This window comes from Corynebacterium sp. CCM 9204, assembly GCF_041357695.1.
Classification (GTDB): domain Bacteria; phylum Actinomycetota; class Actinomycetes; order Mycobacteriales; family Mycobacteriaceae; genus Corynebacterium.
Genome location: NZ_JAUERX010000005.1, coordinates 113,423 through 133,426 on the forward strand (window position 1 = coordinate 113,423; position 20,004 = coordinate 133,426).

General features: G+C 64.3%; 14 protein-coding genes. 5 read left to right on the forward strand and 9 right to left on the reverse strand.

Annotated features, from left to right (window positions below):
* Positions 1 to 68 precede the first annotated feature (68 nt).
* On the reverse strand, positions 69 to 2,630 hold the full coding sequence (gene clpB, locus QWU43_RS10435) for an ATP-dependent chaperone ClpB (protein WP_370917808.1): 2,562 nt from the start codon (positions 2,628 to 2,630) through the stop codon (positions 69 to 71).
* 372 nt (positions 2,631 to 3,002) lie between these two features.
* Between clpB and QWU43_RS10440 the strand changes: the two genes are divergently transcribed.
* Together QWU43_RS10440 and QWU43_RS10445 are read left to right on the forward strand one after the other, a co-directional pair.
* Positions 3,003 to 3,785: an L-threonylcarbamoyladenylate synthase gene (locus QWU43_RS10440; protein ID WP_370917809.1), complete on the forward strand. Its 783-nt coding sequence runs from the start codon at positions 3,003 to 3,005 to the stop codon at positions 3,783 to 3,785.
* A gap of 87 nt (positions 3,786 to 3,872) precedes the next feature.
* Positions 3,873 to 5,027, forward strand: a complete 1,155-nt coding sequence (locus QWU43_RS10445; RefSeq protein WP_370915490.1) for a monooxygenase — start codon at positions 3,873 to 3,875, stop codon at positions 5,025 to 5,027.
* A gap of 15 nt (positions 5,028 to 5,042) precedes the next feature.
* On the opposite strand, the gene QWU43_RS10450 is transcribed toward QWU43_RS10445, so the two are convergent.
* Entirely contained in the window at positions 5,043 to 5,867 is an 825-nt protein-coding gene (locus tag QWU43_RS10450) for a carbon-nitrogen hydrolase family protein (RefSeq protein WP_370917810.1), read from the reverse strand.
* Between the two features lie 203 nt (positions 5,868 to 6,070).
* On the opposite strand from QWU43_RS10450, the gene QWU43_RS10455 reads away from it, so the two are divergent.
* Together QWU43_RS10455 and QWU43_RS10460 are read left to right on the forward strand one after the other, a co-directional pair.
* Positions 6,071 to 6,319: a hypothetical protein gene (locus QWU43_RS10455; RefSeq protein ID WP_370915488.1), complete on the forward strand. Its 249-nt coding sequence runs from the start codon at positions 6,071 to 6,073 to the stop codon at positions 6,317 to 6,319.
* Positions 6,312 to 7,604 (forward strand): alpha/beta hydrolase, encoded by a 1,293-nt coding sequence (locus QWU43_RS10460; protein WP_370917811.1) that lies wholly within the window; start codon positions 6,312 to 6,314, stop codon positions 7,602 to 7,604. The genes QWU43_RS10455 and QWU43_RS10460 overlap by 8 nt, the downstream gene beginning before the upstream one ends.
* A 110-nt stretch (positions 7,605 to 7,714) precedes the next feature.
* Here QWU43_RS10460 and adhP read toward each other — a convergent pair whose 3' ends face one another.
* The 7 genes from adhP to dnaK form a co-directional block, all read right to left on the reverse strand.
* Positions 7,715 to 8,749, reverse strand: coding sequence for an alcohol dehydrogenase AdhP (adhP, locus tag QWU43_RS10465; protein WP_370915486.1), 1,035 nt, complete (start codon positions 8,747 to 8,749; stop codon positions 7,715 to 7,717).
* Between the two features lie 186 nt (positions 8,750 to 8,935).
* Positions 8,936 to 10,453 (reverse strand): aldehyde dehydrogenase family protein, encoded by a 1,518-nt coding sequence (locus QWU43_RS10470; RefSeq protein WP_370915485.1) that lies wholly within the window; start codon positions 10,451 to 10,453, stop codon positions 8,936 to 8,938.
* A 402-nt stretch (positions 10,454 to 10,855) separates the two neighbouring features.
* Positions 10,856 to 11,314, reverse strand: a complete 459-nt coding sequence (locus QWU43_RS10475; RefSeq protein WP_370915484.1) for a heat shock protein transcriptional repressor HspR — start codon at positions 11,312 to 11,314, stop codon at positions 10,856 to 10,858.
* A 104-nt stretch (positions 11,315 to 11,418) separates the two neighbouring features.
* Positions 11,419 to 12,600, reverse strand: a complete 1,182-nt coding sequence (dnaJ, locus tag QWU43_RS10480; RefSeq protein WP_370917812.1) for a molecular chaperone DnaJ — start codon at positions 12,598 to 12,600, stop codon at positions 11,419 to 11,421.
* Positions 12,601 to 12,721: 121 nt separating this feature from the next.
* Positions 12,722 to 13,372, reverse strand: a complete 651-nt coding sequence (grpE, locus tag QWU43_RS10485; RefSeq protein ID WP_370917813.1) for a nucleotide exchange factor GrpE — start codon at positions 13,370 to 13,372, stop codon at positions 12,722 to 12,724.
* Entirely contained in the window at positions 13,369 to 13,542 is a 174-nt protein-coding gene (locus QWU43_RS10490) for a hypothetical protein (protein ID WP_370915481.1), read from the reverse strand. The genes grpE and QWU43_RS10490 overlap by 4 nt, the downstream gene beginning before the upstream one ends.
* Entirely contained in the window at positions 13,543 to 15,375 is a 1,833-nt protein-coding gene (gene dnaK, locus QWU43_RS10495) for a molecular chaperone DnaK (RefSeq protein WP_370915480.1), read from the reverse strand.
* Positions 15,376 to 16,525: 1,150 nt separating this feature from the next.
* Between dnaK and QWU43_RS10500 the strand changes: the two genes are divergently transcribed.
* Complete coding sequence (locus QWU43_RS10500) at positions 16,526 to 20,002, forward strand: proline dehydrogenase family protein (RefSeq protein WP_370917814.1); 3,477 nt, start codon at positions 16,526 to 16,528, stop codon at positions 20,000 to 20,002.
* Positions 20,003 to 20,004 lie beyond the last annotated feature (2 nt).

The following is a 20,004-nucleotide window of genomic DNA, read 5'->3' on the forward strand; positions in this document are numbered from 1 at the left end:
CCACAGAATAGTGCATCTCATACCGGTGCCCCGGCCGCACTGAAACGGCCGGGGCACCACCAATGCACTTACCGCTGCGGGCTGACCTTCAGCGTCTCCCCGTCCTCGGCGAGGGTGACCTGCACGGTGTCGCCGTCGACGATGGTGCCGGCGAGGAGTTCCTTCGCCAACTGGTCGCCGATGGCTTGCTGGATGAGGCGGCGCAGTGGGCGGGCACCGTAGGCCGGGTCGTAGCCGCGTTCGGCGAGCCACGCCTTCGCCGGGTCGTCGACCTCGAGGACGAGGCGGCGGGCGGCGAGTCGGGCGGCGAGCTGCCGGACCTGGATCTCCACGATGTGGGTGAGCTGTTCTTCCGAGAGCCGGTTGAACGTGACCACGTCGTCGAGGCGGTTGATGAACTCGGGTTTGAAGGCGTGCTTCACGGCGTCCATCATCTGTTCCTTCGTGCCACCCGCACCGAGGTTGGAGGTGAGGATGAGCAGTGTGTTGCGGAAGTCCACGGTGCGGCCCTGGCCGTCGGTCAACCGGCCCTCGTCGAGGACCTGGAGCAGCACGTCGAACACGTCCGGGTGCGCTTTCTCCACCTCGTCGAAGAGTACGACGGTGTAGGGGCGACGGCGGACAGCTTCGGTGAGTTGGCCTCCCGCATCGTAACCGACGTATCCGGGGGGTGCGCCGACGAGCCGGGCGACGGAGTGCTTCTCGCCGTATTCGGACATGTCGATGCGGACCATGGCGCGTTCATCGTCGAAGAGGAACTCGGCCAGCGATTTCGCCAGCTCCGTCTTGCCGACGCCGGTGGGGCCGAGGAAGAGGAACGAGCCGGTGGGCCGGTTCGGGTCGGCGACCCCGGCGCGGGAGCGGCGCACGGCATCACTGACGGCTTCGACGGCTTCGGGCTGCCCGACGACGCGATTCTCCAGGACGCTCTCCATGGCGAGGAGTTTCTCGGTCTCGCCCTGCATCATCTTGCCTGCGGGGATGCCGGTCCATGCGGACACGACCTCGGCGATGACGTCGGGGGTGACTTCCTCGGTGAGGAGCTGGTTCTCGCCGGGGTTGTCGACGTTCTTTTCCGCGTCGGCGACCTCCTTCTCCAGTTCGGGGATGCGGCCGTAGCGCAGTTCGGCGACGCGCCCGTAGTCGCCGTCGCGTTCGGCGATCTCGGATTCCTGGCGCAGTCGTTCCAGTTCCTCCTTCGCGCCGCGAACCTTGTCGATGGCGGATTTCTCGTTGGTCCAGCGGGCCTTGAGCTCGTTCAGTTTCTCGCGTTCGTCGGCAAGTTCCTGGCGGAGCTTGTCCAGGCGGTCCTTCGAGGCGGCGTCCTTCTCCTTGGCCAGGGCCATTTCCTCGATTTCGAGGCGCCGGACGACGCGTTCGAGGGCGTCGATCTCCTGCGGGGAGGAGTCGATCTCCATGCGGAGGCGGGAGGCGGCCTCGTCGACGAGGTCGATGGCCTTGTCGGGGAGGAAGCGGGAGGTGATGTACCTGTCGGAGAGGGTTGCGGCAGCGACGAGGGCGGAGTCCTGGATGCGGACGCCGTGGTGCACCTCGTAGCGTTCCTTCAGGCCGCGGAGGATACCTATGGCGTCCTCGACGGAGGGTTCGCCGACGTAGACCTGCTGGAAGCGGCGTTCGAGTGCGGCGTCCTTCTCCACGTACTTGCGGTATTCCTCGAGCGTGGTGGCGCCGACCATGCGTAGTTCACCACGGGCGAGCATCGGCTTGATCATGTTGCCCGCATCCATGGCGGAGTCGCCGGTGGCTCCGGCGCCGACGATGGTGTGCAGCTCGTCGATGAAGGTGATGATCTGGCCGTCGGAGTTCTTGATCTCGTCGAGCACCGCCTTGAGGCGTTCCTCGAATTCGCCCCGGTATTTCGCGCCCGCGACCATGGAGCCCAGGTCGAGGCTGATGAGGGTTTTGCCGCGCAGGGACTCGGGCACGTCACCGGCGACGACGCGGCGGGCGAGGCCCTCCACGATGGCGGTCTTACCGACGCCGGGTTCACCGATGAGCACTGGGTTGTTCTTGGTGCGGCGGGACAGAACCTGGACGACGCGGCGAATCTCGGAGTCGCGGCCGATGACGGGGTCGATCTTGCCTTCGCGGGCGAGTTTCGTCAGGTCGGTGGAGTACTTCTCCAGGGCCTGGAACTGGCCTTCGGGGTCTTCGGTGGTGACCTTGGTGGAGCCGCGCACGGTGGTGAAGGCGCTCTTGATGGCGTCGTAGGTTGCGCCGTGCTTTTTCAGCAGGTCGGCGGCCTCACCGGCGCCGCGGGCGATTCCGGCGAGGAGCACCTCGGTGGAGACGTATTCGTCGCCGAGTTCACCGGCGAGCTCCTGGGCGGCGGTGAGTGCGTTGAGGGCGTCCCGGTTGAAGTTCGGGTTCGCCATGTTGGCGCCCTGTGCCTTGGGGTAGCCGGCCACGAGGTTCTTCGCTTCGGCGAGGACGATGTTGGGGTCGGTGCCCGCGGCCTTGAGGACTGGGGCGGCGATGCCGTCGGTCTGGTCGAGGATGGCGACGAGGAGGTGGGCGGGGCGAATATCGGGGTTGCCGTTGGCGGAAGCGGACTGCAGGGCGGCCTGCATCGCTTCCTGGGTTTTTGTGGTGGGGGTGAAAGAACTCATGTTCTTCGTCTGTCCCTTCTTTTTCGGTGTCGTTTTATCGTGTGTTTTTGTCACCGCCTACGGGGTTTCGTCCCGGTAGTCGGCCTTTCACTCCGTACAACGCCACAAGGGTTGAGTCTGTTCCACTCAACTCAAACTTTTTTCACCACCCACCTTTATAGTGCTCGACTCAACTTTACGCATCGGTGACACACCGACCCCAATCCCAGAATCGATCCCCCATCCCGCCCCCGACATTGCCCAATACTCATAAATCCCATATAGTAGGAATTACATTCCACATATTGAAACAGTGTCATGGTGAGCCCCGGCGGCAATCAGTGATCACCGACCCGCCCACCACAGTGGCCAAAAGAAAGGACTCCGAAGAAAATGGCAGAAGCAACTCCTAAAACCCAGTGGACCGGCGAGATCATCCCCGAGGCCTTCGACGCGATTTCCGCCGACGGTGGCCTGATCGTCTGCGCCACGAAGGTCGGCTACATCCTCATGGCCACCGACGGTAAGGGCCTGGAGCGTAAGTTCGACGCCAAGCAGCGCAAGCGCAACAAGCCCGCCGTCGTCCTGTGCGCGAACATCGACGAATTGAAGGCCCTCGCGCAGGTCAACGACGAGATCGTCGCGTTCTACGAGCGCCACTGGGAGCAGGACATCCTGCTGGGCTGCATCCTGCCCTGGCGCGAGGACGCCATCGAGAAGATGCCCGACGAGACCGTGCGCGAACTGGCCCGCGACGGCCGGGGTACGAGCTGCTTCGTCATCCGCTTCGGTCGCCCGGCCGAGCAGATCGCGGCGAAGAACTGGGAGCAGGGCAAGGTCACCTTCGCGTCCTCCGCCAACCCTTCCGGCATCGGCAACCGTGGCCAGGTCGCGTTCATCGGTGAGCGCATCGAATCCATGGCCGATTACATCGTCGCCGCCGATGACTACGTCGCCTCGATCCAGCCCGACAAGGACGAGGACTCCCGCCACGAGCAGGGCGTCATGGTGTCCCTGGTGGACAAGGACGGCAAGCTCGTCCCCGAGCAGAAGGGTGAGCGCTCCATCACCCCGTGCCCGGTCCTGATCCGCAACGGCCTGGACGGTGACCGCATCATGAACAACCTGTCCGAGTTCTTCCTGAGCTGGGACTACCGCCAGGGCGAGTACTACTAGTTCCACCTGCTCCGGACCCGTACCGCATGCCACACCGAAACTGGTGGTGCAGTGCGGGTTCGGACGTTATGGTGCACAATGTCGTGTGTGCACCATAAGAATCTGGAGCCGGTCGCCGCCCGGCTGCGCCCCCACGCAGACACCTTCCGCACGGGGATCAACGCGCGTTTCTTCCGTGCACACCCCACCGACCGGAGGCTGTTTCCCGCAGACAGCCACGACATCAACACCGATCTCCCCACGGTGCTCGACTGGGTTCTGGTGAACACACCCGTCAACGGTGCACTCACCGACCGGGTACGGGCCGTCCTCGCTCAACTCGGACGGGAGAATCGGCGGATCAGGATGCCCACGGCCCACTACGGGACGCTCGCCGACGCCACCCGGGCGGAACTGGCCCTTCTCACAGCGAATCTTCCCCCGGATCTCGCAGCAGGGGCCGACACCGCCGCCGCCCAATGCTTCGGGGTGATGGCTGCTGCCGCGGCGGAACTCGACGCAGCCGGTGTCCCCGACTCCTGGTCGGCGAAGGTCATCGAGGTGGAACGACGTTGCGCCCGCATCTCCGTCGTCCGGCTGCTCACCGATACGCCTCTCCCGTACGCGGCGGGACAGTATCTTCCCGTGACCAGTGACACGACAACCCGCGGATTGTGGTGGCACCTCTCACCCGCGATTCCGGCGAACGAGTTCGGGCAACTCGAATTCCATGTCTTCGCGGAACGGAACGACATCACGGGACGTTTCCTCGCCTCTCCGCACCCTGGAGACAGGTGGCGGATCGGGTCTCCGCTCGGCGTGATGTCTGTCGACGGGGAACGGGATGTGCTGATGGTCGCGCACTCCACCGGTCTCGCGTCGCTCCGGGCGATTCTTCTCGATCTGCTCATGCGTGGAACGGGCTGCCGCGTACATCTCTTCTTCGGGGCTGACAGTCCCGGGGAGCTCTATGATCTTCGCGGCCTCTGGCAGCTCGCCGCCAGCGCCCCCTGGCTTTCGGTGACCCCGGTGGTAACCAGGGACGAGGATCCCTGGTGGGTACGCCCCACCGAACACTGCACCGCCCCCCGTGGGCTGCACCTGCGGCAGACCGGGCGCCTCTCCGAGGTGGTCTCCGGATACGGCACCTGGGAAGACCGGGATGTTCTCATCGCCGGACCCGGGACCATCGTGTCGGAGATCGCCGACGCGATGCGGGCGGCGGGCACCCCACCGGAAAACATTCGGCATGACCCGGTGTGACAGGCCCTCAACCCCTCAGAATGAGCGCTCCACACCGAGCACGGGGATGGACCGCCGGGTCTCGACCACCGTGGCAACATCGATATCGGCGTAGATGATGTCCTCTCCGTATCCGGCCTCGACGATGCGCAGGCCATCCGGGCCGATGACCGCCGAGTGCCCGATCCCGGTCGGCCCATCATTCTCCCCCGCCGATTCCTCCCCTCCGGGACGAGCCTGCCCCGCAGCCAGCACGTAGCAGGTCGAGTCGAGTGCGCGGGCGCCGGTGAGCACCCGCCACTGCTGCAGTTTCCCCGGTCCGTCCGACCAAGAGGTCGGGAGGACGATCACCTCGGCTCCCTCATTCTCCGCGAGAGCGACGAACTGTTCCGGGAAGCGGACGTCGTAACAGATGGCGAGGCCGACGGTGAGGTCGCCGATCTTCACCGTGACCAGTTCGTTCCCAGGGCAGACGGTGTCGGACTCGCGGAAACCGAAGGCGTCGTAACAGTGAATCTTGCGGTAACCGATATGCTTCCCACCTCCGGTGAGCAGCGCCGTGTTATGGACCCTGTTGATGGTTTTCCCGTCCACCTCGACGGAATCGGCGGGCGTGAACATACCGACGATCACCGTGACCCCGAGTTCCTCCGCAAGTTTCCGCACCGTGGAGGCGAAGGGGCCGTCGAGGGGCTCCGCGACGGTGTCCAGGCGTCCCGTGGTGAAGGCCCGCATCGTCGCCTCGGGGAAGACGATGAGTTCCGCACCCTGTCCGGCGGCGGTACGGGAGTACCGCACCACAGCGTCGAGATTGGCGGAGACATCACCGGTGGACTGCATCTGTACCAGGGCTACTCGCATGGCTCCACGATATGGGTTTTCCGGGAACTCCGCCGACAATTCCGGCATTGGAACCAATCCACTTGTGGATCAACCACCGGAATTCCACGCCCTCCACAGACGTCACGGTATCGCACCGATTGTGCGGGGTCCGATCCTTAACGATGGGGCAGGTATCCCGTACCCAGACCCCGCCACGAAAGGATCTTCCGTTGAATCAGCTCATGTCCTCAGATGCCGCAGCCCGACATCTGCGTGCACCCGACGCACCACCGACGCTGTTTCCCGCTCTGCCACCGGGTTCTCTCACCGCGGAAGTATTCACCGCGCTGACGGAATCCTGGTCCGAGGTCCTTGAACAGGCCACTTCCGAGGTTCTCGCCCTCCGGAGTGACATCCTGGATCTGGTTGCCCACCTCCACGAAGCGGATCAGATCTGGGCCGAGGAGACCCGGAGAATCGGGAATGCCTGACTCGCCGCTGACGCTCCCCTGGTCACGGACGCTCGCGGCGGTCACGGTGGAGCTGGACCGGGGTGGGCAGGCGATCATCCGTAGCCACGAAACCAATGCGAAGCAGTGGCGCAGTGCCCTCCGCACCGGGCTGTATGGGGAATCCTTCGTCTCGGCACGGCGGAGCGAGGAACGGATGGCCGACCGCCAACGGTTGACGGCCACACTCATCGCTGAAGCCGCGAAGATTCTCTCCGGGGTTGCCTCCGCACAGGCGCAGTTGGAAGCTGAGTACGAGGCGATCATCGAACGAGCCCGGTCCCGGAATCTCCGGGAGGTCGCGGGAAGGTTCATCGCGGCCACCGACGCACAACTCGAGGAAGCCGTGTTATTCAATGCTGCTGTGGCGGAGATCAGGCGGCACTCGAATCTCCTCGACCGACACTGCGGGATGCGGCTGATGACTCTCCTTCCGCCACGGACACCGTGGCACATGGACCGGCGCCGGTGCCGCGAGATCCTGACCGACCTGTACGCACCGTCCACCGCACAGCGGCCACTGCCCGCGAGCCTCGACGTGTCCGCCGCGGAACTGCACGAGACGAACATCAGGAATGCGGGGCCTGATCTCACCGGCCTCGCGGAGCGCTTCCCCGAGATGCACGTCCTGGAAGTCGGTGAGCACCACCTGGTAGCGGCGTTCGGTGACATCGATAACGCGAAGTCGATACTGACGATGGTCTCCGGCGTCGGCTCGGCGGAACCAGAGGCTCTTCCCGGAATCCTGGAACGCGGTCAAGCACTCCAGCGGGAGCTGGGGGAGACGGTGGTGGTGTGGAACGGCTACCGGGCACCGGGGCACCTGGTTGACGGAACTCAGGAGGTGTCCGCTGAGCTCGGGGCGGTCGCGCTGCGTGACTTCCAGCGTTCCCTGACGCTCCGGTACGGCCCGTCAGTAGCCCGCACCGTTCTCGGACACAGCTACGGTTCGGTCGTCGTCGGCCTGGCTGCGGCGAAGGACCACGGTGGGATCGACGCGGACGGCATCGTGTTGCTCGGTAGCCCCGGCGCGGGTGTCTCCCATGTGGATGAGCTTCAGTTGAATTCACCGAACCCCCGTGTCATCGCCGCCAGAAGCCCGACTGACCCGATCAGTCTGGTGAGTTCCGCGGATCGGGGTCTGCACGGGCCGGACCCCGCGGCTCCCGATTTCGGCGCGGAGGTGATTCCCGCGCACGGCGGACACAGTGACTATCTGGATGATCCATCGGTGCTGGCGGCTCTGCGCGGGCTCCACACCCGGTGAGCGACGCACGCAAATCCCCACTCTCCTGCGTGTGCGGGTGGGTGGGGATCTGCGTGCGTGTCACGTCAGCTTCCATCAGTGACGAATGCCGGAGCTGACCGGACCGGTGATCAGTACCGGATGGCCATACGTCCGTCGATCTTGCCCTTGCGCAGATCCTCGAAGACGCTGTTGACGTCGTCGAGCTTGCATTCTGCGACGGTCGGCTTAATCAGGCCGCGTGCGTAGAAGTCGAGAGCCTCCTCCAGGTCCTGGCGGGTTCCCACCAGGGAACCACGGATGGTGAGCGCCTTGAAGACGATGTCGAAGATCCGAGCGGGGAACTCTCCCGGGGGCAGACCGTTGAACACGATCGTCCCGCCCTTGCGGGCCATGTTGATGGCCTGCCCGAAGGCGGCTTCGTGGACGGCGGTGACGAGGACACCGTGGGCACCGGTGCCGGTGAACTCCATGACCGCTTCGGCCGGATCCTGCTCGCGCGCATTGATGGTGAACTCGGCACCGTGCTTCTTCGCCAATTGCAGCTTCTCGTCGGCGATATCGACCGCGATGACGCGCATACCCATGGCGACGGCGTACTGGACGGCGATGTGCCCGAGACCACCGACACCGGAGATAACGACGTACTGGCCCGGGCGGGTCTCGGTCATCTTCAGTCCCTTGTACACGGTGACGCCGGCGCAGAGGATCGGGGCAACCTCCAGGGGATCGGAGCCTTCCGGGATACGGGCGCAGTAGCGGGTATCGACGAGCATGTACTCCCCGAAGGAACCATCGATCGTGTATCCGCCGTACTCGGCGTCGTTACACAGTGTCTCCCAGCCGGTGCGGCACTGCTCACAGGTTCCGCAGGCGGACCAGAGCCAGACGTTGCCGACGATGTCACCGAGCTCGATGTCGTGGTCACCAGGACCGAGTTTGACCACTTCACCGACGCCCTCGTGCCCGGGAACGAACGGCAGCGGGGGCTTGACGGGCCAGTCACCTTCGGCGGCGTGCAGGTCTGTGTGGCAGATACCGGAGGCCTGCAGCTTGACCAGGGCCTGGTTGCGACCGGGCTCCGGGAGTTCAACCTCGCGTACGGTGACATCGGGGCCGAATTCATCGACGACGGCGGCGGTGAACTTTTCGGGGGCGTTACTCATGGGAATCTCCTCGTGTAGGGATGGGCAGGGGTGGGTGGGTCCACCCCCTTGCATCAAAGCCAATTGGCAACTATTTTCAAGAGTGGGTTAACATGCCTCCGGCCAGGTCACACGGGACGCGTGTACCTGACCGGAGTTTGCGGTGTGACGCCGGGCGGTTCAGCGAACGCCCGGCGTCACCGAGACTCAGAAGAGTCCGGTGGGGCTGGTGCTGTAGGACACCAGCATGTTCTTGGTGCGGGTGTAGTGGGACATCATCATGGCGTGATTCTCACGGCCGATCCCGGATTCCTTGTACCCGCCGAACGCAGCGTGAGCCGGGTAGGAGTGGTAGTTGTTCACCCAGACCCGACCAGCATGGATGGCCCGGCCCGCACGGTACGCGGTGTTGTTGTCACGGGTCCACACACCGGCACCGAGGCCGTAGTTGGTGTCGTTCGCGATGCGCATGGCGTCGTCGAAGTCGGTGAATGTCGTGACACCGAGAACAGGTCCGAAGATCTCCTCCCGGAAGCACGCCATCGTGTTGTCACCACGGAAGATCGTCGGCTGGATGTAGTAGCCGTTCAGGCCGTCGATCTTGGCGACAGAACCACCGGTGAGCACCTTGGCCCCCTCACCGGGACCCGACGAGAGATAACCCGTGATCTTCTCCATCTGCTCTTCGGACGCCTGCGCACCGAGCATGGTGGCGGTGTCCAGCGGGTTACCCATCCGAACCTGCTCCACCTTGGCGACGACGAGCTCCATCAGTTCATCGATGATGGATTCCTGGACCAGCGCGCGCGACGGACAGGTGCAGACCTCACCCTGGTTGAGCGCGAACATCGCCATACCCTCGACGGCCTTATCCAGGAACTCGTCCTTCTTGTCGAGGACATCAGCGAAGAACACGTTCGGGGACTTACCACCGAGTTCAAGGGTGACCGGGATAATTTTGTCCGCCGCGGCCTTGTTGATGAGGCGACCCACCTCCGTGGAGCCGGTGAAAGCGATCTTGGCGATCCGGTCGGACCCGGAGAGTGCCACACCGGCGTCGGTTCCGAGGCCATTGACCACGTTCACCACACCGGCGGGAATCAGATCCCCGATAACCTCCATGAGATGCATGATCGAGACCGGGGTCTGCTCAGCGGGCTTGAGCACCACGCAGTTGCCTGCAGCCAGCGCGGGGGCGAGCTTCCAGGTGGCCATCAGGATCGGGAAGTTCCACGGGATGATCTGGCCGACAACCCCGAGCGGCTCCTGGAAGTGGTAGGCAACGGTATTGTCGTCGATCTCCGAGAGTCGACCTTCAGCGGTGCGGGTCACCCCGGCAAAGTAGCGGAAATGATCGACCGCCAGCGGCAGATCGGCTGCGAGGGATTCCCGCACCGGCTTACCGTTGTCCCAGGTCTCGATGACCGCGAGTTCCTCAAGATGCTCCTCGATACGGTCCGCGATGCGGTGCAGGATCAGCGCCCGCTCGGCAGGCGGGGTCGAGGCCCAGCCCGGGGCCGCCGCATGGGCCGCGTCGAGCGCCTTCTCCACGTCAGCAGCTTTGCCTGCCGCAAAGCGGGTGTAGACCTCTCCGGTGATCGGACTGATGTTGTCCAAGTACTCACCGTCCGCCGGGGCGACCCATTCACCACCGATGTAATTGTCGTAGCGCTCCTTGACGGAGACGATTGAACCCTCGGTTCCGGGATTGGCGTAGACAGTCATGTGGATCCTCACTTGTTCGACGATGACGGCCAACTCCGCGATCCGCACCGGGGTTCAGTACCCCGCATCGACGGATCAGCGAAACCCGACCGCGTAGTGCCCCCCACAATAAACGGTTTTTTCTGTGTTCCACATCACTTATAGCATCAGCAGACATAGTGAGCTGGAACACAGAAGTGCTACGGCCCCAAAAACCAATGCGCAGCAGGCCTTTCACTACATTCCATGCAAGTTTCAAAAATAATGCCTAAGCCAACCCCATTAGGGGGTGTTTTTCTCGATCATCAGATCTTGTTCAGGAATCTGATGTCACACAAACACCCGTTCCGGGAATCTGTGCAGACCTCGGAATGCAGTGTGGCCCCGGACATATCGTCCGGGGCCACACTGCATTACCTTTTCTCATGCACGCCGATTACGGCGCTTGCGGCGCGGTTCCCAGATGACCACAGCCGTGGACTCGGGAACCTCCACGAGTTCACCCCGCGGACGGGAGGTTCGACGTTCCCGTTCCAGGGCATCAGCCAAGCGTCGATTGTCCGAGCGCAGAACCTCGATCTCCCGGCGCAGTCTCTCGTTCGCCTGGGTCAGGTCGATGATCGCCTTGATACCAGCGAGGTTCACTCCCTCCTGCTGACTGAGCCGCTGAATCTCCCGGAGGAGAGCAACATCGGAGCGGGAGTAGCGTCGTCCTCCACCACGGGTACGCATCGGGGTCACCAGCCCCATCCGGTCATAGGTCCGGAGGGTCTGGGCGTGCATCCCCGCGAGTTCCGCGGCCACCGAAATGACGAACACTTCCTCACGCTCCGGGGAAGTACCGTCCTGACGCTGGATCGGCGGCTGATCACTGTGCGGCATCTGCCCGTTCACCTCCTCGTGGTTCGTCCGTGGGCACGGCCGACACCATGCCCGGTCATGGGGTGTGGTCTGCCCCGCTGACCGGGGACCGACCACACCCGGTACTACACCGATCCCGCCCAGTCCGCCCTGGGATCGAAACCGGATTCCTTCTCCGCCTGCGCATAGGCACGCAGGGCACTGGTCGCCGCGGGGCCAAGGTTCTTCGGTACCGTGACCCTCACGGTAACCATCAGATCACCCTTCGTTCCATCCCGTTTCGGAATCCCACGTCCCCGGACACGGAGCGTCCGACCATCGGGGGTCCCCGCAGGAACCTTCACCCGAACCGGCGAATCGAGTGTCGGCACGGTGATCGTGTCCCCCAGAGCCAGTTCCGCGAACGAGACCGGAATCTCGACCTCAAGTGTGGTGCCGGTTCTGGTGAACACCTTGTCCTTGCGGACATGCACGGTGACGAAGAGATCACCGGAGGGGCGACCGTTGGGGCCTGCTTCACCCTGTCCGGCGAGGCGTACCTTCTGCCCGTCGATGACACCTGCGGGCACCCGCACGGTGATGGATCGGGTCCGGTTGACCGTGCCTGTCCCGGAGCAATCGGCACAGGGATCGGAGATGCTCTGGCCGTTGCCGCCACAGTCGGTGCAGGGGGCGGAGAACCCGAAGGCTCCCCGGTTCTCACTGGTGTATCCGGTGCCGTTGCACGTGTCGCACCTGTTGGTCTTGCCGGAACGGGAGCCAGAGCCGTGACACCGGGTACAGGGGGCCGGCCCCTTGAGTTCTACGGGGATCGTCGCCCCTTGCGCAGCTTCCCGGAAATCAAGCGTGATGTCAGTTTCGACGTCGGCCCCCCGCGACGGTTGAGCTGCGTGGCGAGGACCGTTGCCGCGGTTGAAAAAGCCACCGAAGATATCACCCAGGCCCCCTTCCGAAGTAAAACCTCCGCCTCCGCCGAAGAGATCCGAGACATCGAAGTCGCCTTGCGCCTGGCGAAACCCGCCCGGAAAGCCGGACCCCGCATTTCCGCCGAAGCCGCGCAGCCCCCCAGACGCGAGCATGGCTTTCATCTCGTCGTATTCCTTACGCTTCTTCTCGTCGCCGACGACGTCGTATGCCTCGGCGATGCGCTTGAAGCGGTCTTCCGCGTTCTTGTCACCGGGATGGTTATCCGGGTGATTCTCGCGCGCAAGTTTGCGGTACGCCCGCTTGATCTCGTCAGATGACGCGGACGAGGAGACACCCAGGTCCGCGTAGTAGTTCTTTTCAGCCCATTCACGCTCAGCCATTGGGCATCTCCTCCTTCCGCGTCATGCACGGGGTCGGTGTAACTCAGGGTATGTGGTGCTCGCGGGGATCTGTGGGAATCGATCCCCGCGAGCCGTGGGTGCGGTGCCGCCACCGCACCCGTCAGTTGTCGACGTCGTCGTTTTCCGCCGGAGCGCCCACCGCAGGGTCGGTGATGATGACCATCGCGGTGCGCAGCAGTCGTTCACCCATCGCGAAGCCGGGGCGCAGAACCGTTCCGATGACCTTGTCATCGCCCTCGGAGAGATCCTGGACCGCTTCGTGACGTTCCGCATCGAACTCATCGCCCTCCGCACCGAACTCGACGACATCGAGTCGGTTGAGCACGGCGCGGAGCTTGTCATTCACGGACTTCAACGGGCCGGTGAGGTCTCCGTGCCGCCCCGCGAGTTCGAGGTCGTCGACGATATCGAGCAGTTGGTTGACCACGGAGGCCTTGGCCGTGGCGATGACCGCCTGCCGGTCCCGCTCGGTACGGCGCCGGTAGTTGGCGTACTCCGCCGTGACCCGCTGCAGGTCCTCGGTGCGTTCGGCAAGCTCCGCTGAGAGGTCCGGGCTACCGTCAACCGCATCTGTTTCCGCGTCCTCCGCGGCTTCGTCCGCCGCAACGGTGGCGAGCGCCTCGTCGAGTTCTGCGTCAGCGGTTGCCTCAGCGTCCGCCACCGCCGCCTCAGCACTTTCCGGGGAAGTGGCCTCCGGGTCGGTTGCGGCCGGATCGCCGGGGTTGTCCGGCATTGCGTCATCCTGGCTCACTGGGTGGCCTCCTCGTCGTTGTCGCGGTGTTCTTCTCTGTCGATGACGGCCTGCCGCTCATGCACCGCACGTTCATGCTCAGTGTCCGATGCCTCCCGGAGATCGGCGGCGACGGCGTCGCCCTCGAGAACCTCGTCCGGGTTCTTGTCGGTGCCGATCGGATCGGTCATCTACTTCTTCTCCTCGTCTTCGTCGACGACCTCAGCATCGACGACATCAGAGTCGGCGTCACCGGCGTCAGCCTGGGTGGCTCCCGCCGCGGCCTCTGCCTCGTAGATAGCCTTGCCCATCTCCTGGGACTCGGTGGAGAGTTTCTCGACGGCCGTCTTGATGGCCTCGATGTCCTCGCCCTTGAGAGCTTCCTCGACCTCCTTGGCAGCTGCCTCGACCTTCTCCTTGGTGTCCTCGCCGATCTTGTCGGAGGAGTCCTCCATGAACTTGCGGGTCTGGTAGACCATGGACTCCGCGGAGTTGCGGACTTCCTGCTCCTCGCGGCGCTTCTTGTCCTCCTCGGCGTGTGCCTCGGCATCCTTGATCATCCGGTCGATCTCCTCCTGGGACAGGCCGGAGCCGTCCTGGATCTTGATCGTGTTCTCCTTGCCGGTGCCCTTGTCCTTGGCGGTCACGTGGACGATGCCGTTAGCGTCGATGTCGAAGGTGACCTCGATCTGCGGCACACCACGGGGTGCCGGGGCGATACCTGCGAGCTGGAAGGATCCGAGCAGCTTGTTGTGCGCGGCGATCTGGCGCTCACCCTGGTAGATCTGGATGCCGACCTCGGGCTGGTTGTCCTCCGCCGTGGTGAACGTCATGGACTTCTTGGCGGGGATGGTGGTGTTGCGCTCGATGAGCGTGGTCATCACACCGCCCTTGGTCTCGATGCCCAGGCTCAGCGGGGTGACATCGAGAAGCAGCACGTCCTTGACCTCACCGCGCAACACACCGGCCTGCAGGGCGGCGCCCACGGCAACGACCTCGTCCGGGTTGACGCCCTTGTTGGGCTCGCGGCCACCGGTCAGTTCCTTGACCAGGTCGACGACGGCGGGCATCCGGGTGGAGCCACCGACGAGGACGACGTGGTCAACATCGTTGATGGAGATGTCGGCGTCCTTGATGACCTGGTTGAAGGGCTTCTTGGTGCGGTCGAGCAGGTCGGAGGTGATGCGCTGGAACTCGGTGCGGGATAGGGTCTCGTCGAGGAACAGCGGGTTCTTTTCGGAGTCGACCGTGATGTAGGGCAGGTTGATGGATGCCTGCTGCGAGCTGGACAGCTCGATCTTGGCCTTCTCGGCGGCCTCACGCAGACGCTGCAGAGCCATCTTGTCCTTGGTCAGGTCGATGCCGTGAGCGGACTTGAACTTCTCGACGAGCCAGTCGACGATGCGCTGATCCCAGTCATCGCCGCCCAGGTCGTTGTCACCGGAGGTCGCCTGAACCTCGACGACACCGTCACCGATCTCGAGCAGGGAGACGTCGAAGGTACCGCCACCGAGGTCGAAGACCAGGATGGTCTGTTCCTTGTCACCCTTCTCCAGGCCGTAGGCGAGGGCCGCTGCGGTGGGCTCGTTGACGATGCGCAGAACGTTGAGTCCGGCGATCTGGCCGGCTTCCTTGGTGGCCTGGCGCTGCGCGTCCTCGAAGTAGGCGGGGACGGTGATGACGGCGTCGGTGACGTCCTCACCCAGGTAGGCCTCCGCGTCGCGCTTCAGCTTCATCAGGATGCGGGCGGAAATCTCCTGCGGGGTGTAGCTCTTGTCGTCGATGTCGACGCTCCAGTCCTCACCGATGTGGCGCTTGACGGAGCGGATGGTCCGGTCGACGTTGGTCACGGCCTGGTTCTTGGCCGATTGCCCGACGAGGACCTCGCCGTTCTTGGCGAAGGCAACGACGGACGGGGTGGTGCGGGAACCCTCGGCGTTCGCGATGACGGTGGGATCGCCACCCTCAAGAACGGAAACAACCGAGTTCGTGGTTCCGAGGTCGATACCTACTGCGCGTCCCATGTGATGGTTCTCCTTTGTATGCCTGTGTCGTCTATCGGTGGTTGACTGTCCCCGACTCAACTTACGGAGATGATGTTAACAATCTCCTTGAGCGCAGTCCACTCAACCTGTTCACCCATCACAACGGTGCTCGACACAAAGTTGTTCCCGATACGCTCAACTTTTTGGTGTGACCCCTGCCACACATAACGCTTCGAGACACACCGGATATGCGACTAGCTGGAACCGAAGTTGAAGCCACTCGATCCGCTCGACAGCAAACCAAACGCGCCCCGGTCACTGCGCCGCATTCACGACCGCGTGAGACCAACGCATCGGAGTAGGCGTTGCAGATCTTCTCGATGGTCGGATCCAGGTCATTCAGTTCCACCCCACATTCGCGAGAATCTTCTCACGGAGCTGCGCTGCGGACATGGGGGAAGTGCCGGCGATGTCCTTCACCTGCTGCGTGATCGCGTCACACGGTGTCAGCTTCATTTGGGTGGTGGCCCACAGCACCAGTTCGGCATCGAGCTGCTCCGCCTGTGCGGGAGCGGCAAATCCCGCGCCCGGGCAGATTCTGCCGGACCCAATACTAAGGGCCGGGAAATATCCTGACCATCGGGGAACCGATGCGGGGTCGCCCGATGAAAGTACTGGAAACCACGCGACCGGTGAAAGGTCCGCCGGACCCCCACCACGCCCGGAACCACCACACCACACCGATCCTGCCTTCACATCTTTCCCTGATTCGGGTGAGGGGTTACTATGCAAACAGACTTCTCCGCAGAGCCAACAGTGGGATGGAACACCCCGACATCCCCTCACGGTTCCCGTGGTTTCTCTGCCGGACACATGCCGACACCCGGGAAAGGCGGTGCGTGACACGTGACCTCATCCACCACGTCCGTACAGCCTCCCGCACATGAGGCCACTACGGCCACCGCCCAGGCGTGCGGCGGCCGTCGCCGCCCCGTCGGTGATCGTCCACCTGTCTGACCCGGTCCAGCCGATCACCCACTTCGGGTTTCCCAACGGACCGCCACCGGCGCTCCGCGTTCCCGCCGCGCCCCCGCACAGAGGGTCCGGTTCTCTGAATCACCCACCGACCCGCCGCATTGGCGGACGTCGGGATGTCGGTGACCATTCATGAAAGCGAGCACACCCACTCATGTCCCTACCCCAGGCCCCCACCAACACCAGCGACGTAGAGAAGGTCAGCGAAGCCGCGATCGCCCGCGCCGAGACGTGGCTCAATGCCACCGGATCCGACGAGTCCCGCAAGGAGGCGAAGTCCACCGAGCAGCTCGCCGCCCTGGTGCACGACGCCGACGGCATCGACTTCACGATGGGCTTCGTCGACCGGGTCGCCCGCCCCGAGGACAATCACGTCTCCGCCCGGGAACTGGCCAATCTCGCCAGCCCGTTGAAGGGCCGCGGTTCCGTCCCGGACTTCGTCGGCACGGTTGACCGTGGGCTGGTCACCGCCGGGTCGATCGTCGCGCCCTGGCTGCCGAACATCGTCATGCCGATCGCCCGGAAACGCCTGCGTCAGATGGTCGGGCACCTGGTTCTCGACGCCGAGGGCTCAGCCCTGAACAAGCTACTCGACCGGTCCCGCGAGCAGGGGTTCCGTCTGAACCTCAACCTCCTGGGTGAGGCCGTCCTCGGAGACCGGGAGGCGAAATCACGCTTGGACCGGACACTCGATCTGCTGGACAATCCCCGCGTCGACTACGTCTCCATCAAGGCGTCCTCGGTGTGTGCGCAGCTCAACCCGTGGGACATCGACGGCAACACCGAACGACTGAAGGAGACCCTGCGTCCGCTGTACCGCAAGGCGCTATCGCGTGACCCGCACCCCTTCATCAACCTGGACATGGAGGAGTACAAGGATCTGCGTCTGACGATCCGCCTGTTCACCGAACTTCTGACCGAGGATGAGTTCCTGCCGTTGGAGGCGGGCATCGTGTTGCAGGCTTATCTTCCAGACACACTCGGCGCGCTGCGGGAGCTGGCGGAGTTCGCGGCGGCACGACGGGCTGCAGGAGGAGCCAAGATCAAGATCCGGCTGGTCAAAGGCGCGAACCTGTCAATGGAGCGCGTCGAATCGGAGATCCACGACTGGAAGCAGGCACCGTACCTGACCAAGGCCGAGGTCGACGCGAACTACGTCCGACTGCTGGACTGGATTCTGCAACCCGAGCACGCGGACAACGTGCGTATCGGGGTGGCGTCGCACAACTTGTACACCGTCGCGCTCGCCCACGAGCTCGCCGTGGAGCGCGGTGTGGAGCGCCAACTCGACGTCGAGATGCTTCAGGGGATGGCGCCCTCGCAGGCCCGGGCCGTGCGGGATGTCGTGGGTGATCTGATCCTCTACACCCCGGTCGTCCACGACGAGGACTTCGATGTCGCGGTGAGCTACCTGGTCCGCCGCCTCGAAGAGAACGGCGCGAAGCAGAACTTCCTCTATGCCCTGTTCGCTCCGGATGTCACCGGCGATGAGGGACTGACGCCGATGCAGGGTCAACGGCAACGGTTCCGCTCATCCGTGGCGGATCGCTGGTCCACGGCCGCCGGTCCGCGCCGCACCCAGGACCGAACAGCCGAGGAAACGGGGAAGGTCGGCACTTCCTCCGGTGCGGTACCGGGCCACTTCATCGGGGAACCGGACACCGACCCGTCCCTGCCCGCGAACCGGCAATGGGCCCTCGACGCCCTGTCATGCGATCCCGGCCCGGTGGAGTCCGCGCGCGTCACCTCCGTGAGCGAGATTGATGACGCCGTGACCCGTGCGGCGACCGCAAGCGAGGGTTGGGGCGCGAAGAGTGGCGCCGAGCGCGCCGAACTGCTCGACCGTGCCGCCGAGGCACTGGCGAACGCCCGCGGTGAACTCATCACGGTGATGACCCATGAGGCCGGGAAGACCGTCGGTGAAGCGGACCCGGAGGTCTCGGAGGCCATCGACTTCGCCCGCTACTACGCAGAGTCGGCGCGCGCCCTCGACCGCGTGCGCGGCGTCCGCTTCGAGCCCTACCGCGTCGTGGTGGTCACTCCCCCGTGGAACTTCCCGGTCGCCATCCCGATGGGTGGCGTGTTCGCGGCACTCGCCGCGGGTGCCGCGGTCATCATCAAACCCGCACCGCAGGTGGTGCGCTGCGCCGAAGTCGCGGTCGCCGCACTACGCGAGGCCGGTATCGGTGAGGACCTGCTGCAACTGGTCAACGCCGACGAGGACGAGGCCGGTAAGCGCCTGGTGAGCCACCCGGACGTGGATTCCGTGATCCTCACCGGCGCATCGGAGACCGCAAAGCTGTTCCGGAGCTGGAAGCCGCGCATGATCATCAATGCGGAGACCAGCGGCAAGAACGCCATCATCGTCACCCCGTCCGCCGACCCGGATCTCGCGGTGGCGGATGTCTACCGCAGTGCATTCGGGCACGCGGGTCAGAAATGTTCGGCGGCATCGCTGGTGATCCTGGTCGGATCAGTGGGCAGGTCGAAGCGTTTCCTCAACCAGCTCATCGACGCCGTCGAATCCCTGCACGTCGGCTACGGCACCGACGTCTCCACGACGATGAATAACCTCATCGAGGCCCCCGGTGAGAAGCTGGCCCACGGGCTGACCCAGTTGGACGAGGGCGAGCGGTGGCTGGTCAAGCCACGACAGCTCGATGACAGTGGCCGCCTGTGGTCGCCGGGCCTACGCGACGGTGTGGAACCGGGGTCCTGGTTCCACACCCACGAGTGCTTCGGCCCCGTGCTCGGGATCATGCGGGCGGATTCCCTCGAAGAGGCCGTCGAATGGCAGAATTCCACCGGTTTCGCACTGACCGGGGGACTGCATTCCCTGGACACCGACGAGATCGCCTACTGGCGCGAGCACGTCGAGGTGGGCAACGCCTACATCAACCGCGGCATCACCGGCGCCATCGTGGAGCGGCAATCGTTCGGCGGCTGGAAGAACTCATCCCTGGGCTCCGGCGCGAAAGCTGGTGGCCCGAACTACATCGGGCAGCAGGGAACCTGGTCCGAGGGCGACCTCAACGAGCTGCACTCGGGTTCCTTAAGCACGCAGATCGCCCAGATGCTGCGACAGTTCAAGGCACAGCTCGGCCCGACTCTCACCCCGGCGGACAACCACTGGCTGCGTCGTGCAGCGGAGGCCGACGCCTACGCGTGGCAGACGGAGTTCGGCGTGGAGCACGACCGCACTGCACTCCTCGCCGAATCGAACGTCTTCCGCTACCGACCACTCCTGCAGCCACTGCAGATACGAGTCGGGGCTGGCGCCACCGTACGAGACCTGCTCCGGATGAAACTCGCGGCCGAGATTACGGGGACCGTCATCGACGTATCGGCCACTGCGTCGACCGTAGCGGAGTTCGGCGCCCTCGGTGCCGGTATCCGCGTGGCCTCCGATGAGGATTTCGCCGCGGAACTCGCAGGTGCACAGTCCGTTCGGGTCCGTGCTCTCGGCGAAGTACCCGAAGATTTGTACCTGGCGGCAGTCGAATCAGGTTCCGTGATCCTGGATCAGCCGGTTCTGGCGGACGGTCGTCGGGAACTTCTGCCGTTCCTCCTGGAACAGGCAATTTCCAAGACCGAGCACCGGTTTGGATACATCAAGGGCCTGGCCAACTGACC

Excerpts from the sequence above, each read along its gene's own strand:
- QWU43_RS10460 (WP_370917811.1), top strand. The coding sequence starts at position 6,312 with ATGCCTGACTCGCCGCTGACGCTCCCCTGGTCACGGACGCTCGCGGCG.
- adhP (WP_370915486.1), bottom strand. The coding sequence starts at position 8,749 with ATGAGTAACGCCCCCGAAAAGTTCACCGCCGCCGTCGTCGATGAATTC.
- QWU43_RS10450 (WP_370917810.1), bottom strand. The coding sequence starts at position 5,867 with ATGCGAGTAGCCCTGGTACAGATGCAGTCCACCGGTGATGTCTCCGCC.
- dnaJ (WP_370917812.1), bottom strand. The coding sequence starts at position 12,600 with ATGGCTGAGCGTGAATGGGCTGAAAAGAACTACTACGCGGACCTGGGT.
- clpB (WP_370917808.1), bottom strand. The coding sequence starts at position 2,630 with ATGAGTTCTTTCACCCCCACCACAAAAACCCAGGAAGCGATGCAGGCC.
- QWU43_RS10470 (WP_370915485.1), bottom strand. The coding sequence starts at position 10,453 with ATGACTGTCTACGCCAATCCCGGAACCGAGGGTTCAATCGTCTCCGTC.
- QWU43_RS10475 (WP_370915484.1), bottom strand. The coding sequence starts at position 11,314 with ATGCCGCACAGTGATCAGCCGCCGATCCAGCGTCAGGACGGTACTTCC.
- QWU43_RS10490 (WP_370915481.1), bottom strand. The coding sequence starts at position 13,542 with ATGACCGATCCGATCGGCACCGACAAGAACCCGGACGAGGTTCTCGAG.
- QWU43_RS10440 (WP_370917809.1), top strand. The coding sequence starts at position 3,003 with ATGGCAGAAGCAACTCCTAAAACCCAGTGGACCGGCGAGATCATCCCC.
- dnaK (WP_370915480.1), bottom strand. The coding sequence starts at position 15,375 with ATGGGACGCGCAGTAGGTATCGACCTCGGAACCACGAACTCGGTTGTT.
- QWU43_RS10500 (WP_370917814.1), top strand. The coding sequence starts at position 16,526 with ATGTCCCTACCCCAGGCCCCCACCAACACCAGCGACGTAGAGAAGGTC.
- QWU43_RS10455 (WP_370915488.1), top strand. The coding sequence starts at position 6,071 with ATGTCCTCAGATGCCGCAGCCCGACATCTGCGTGCACCCGACGCACCA.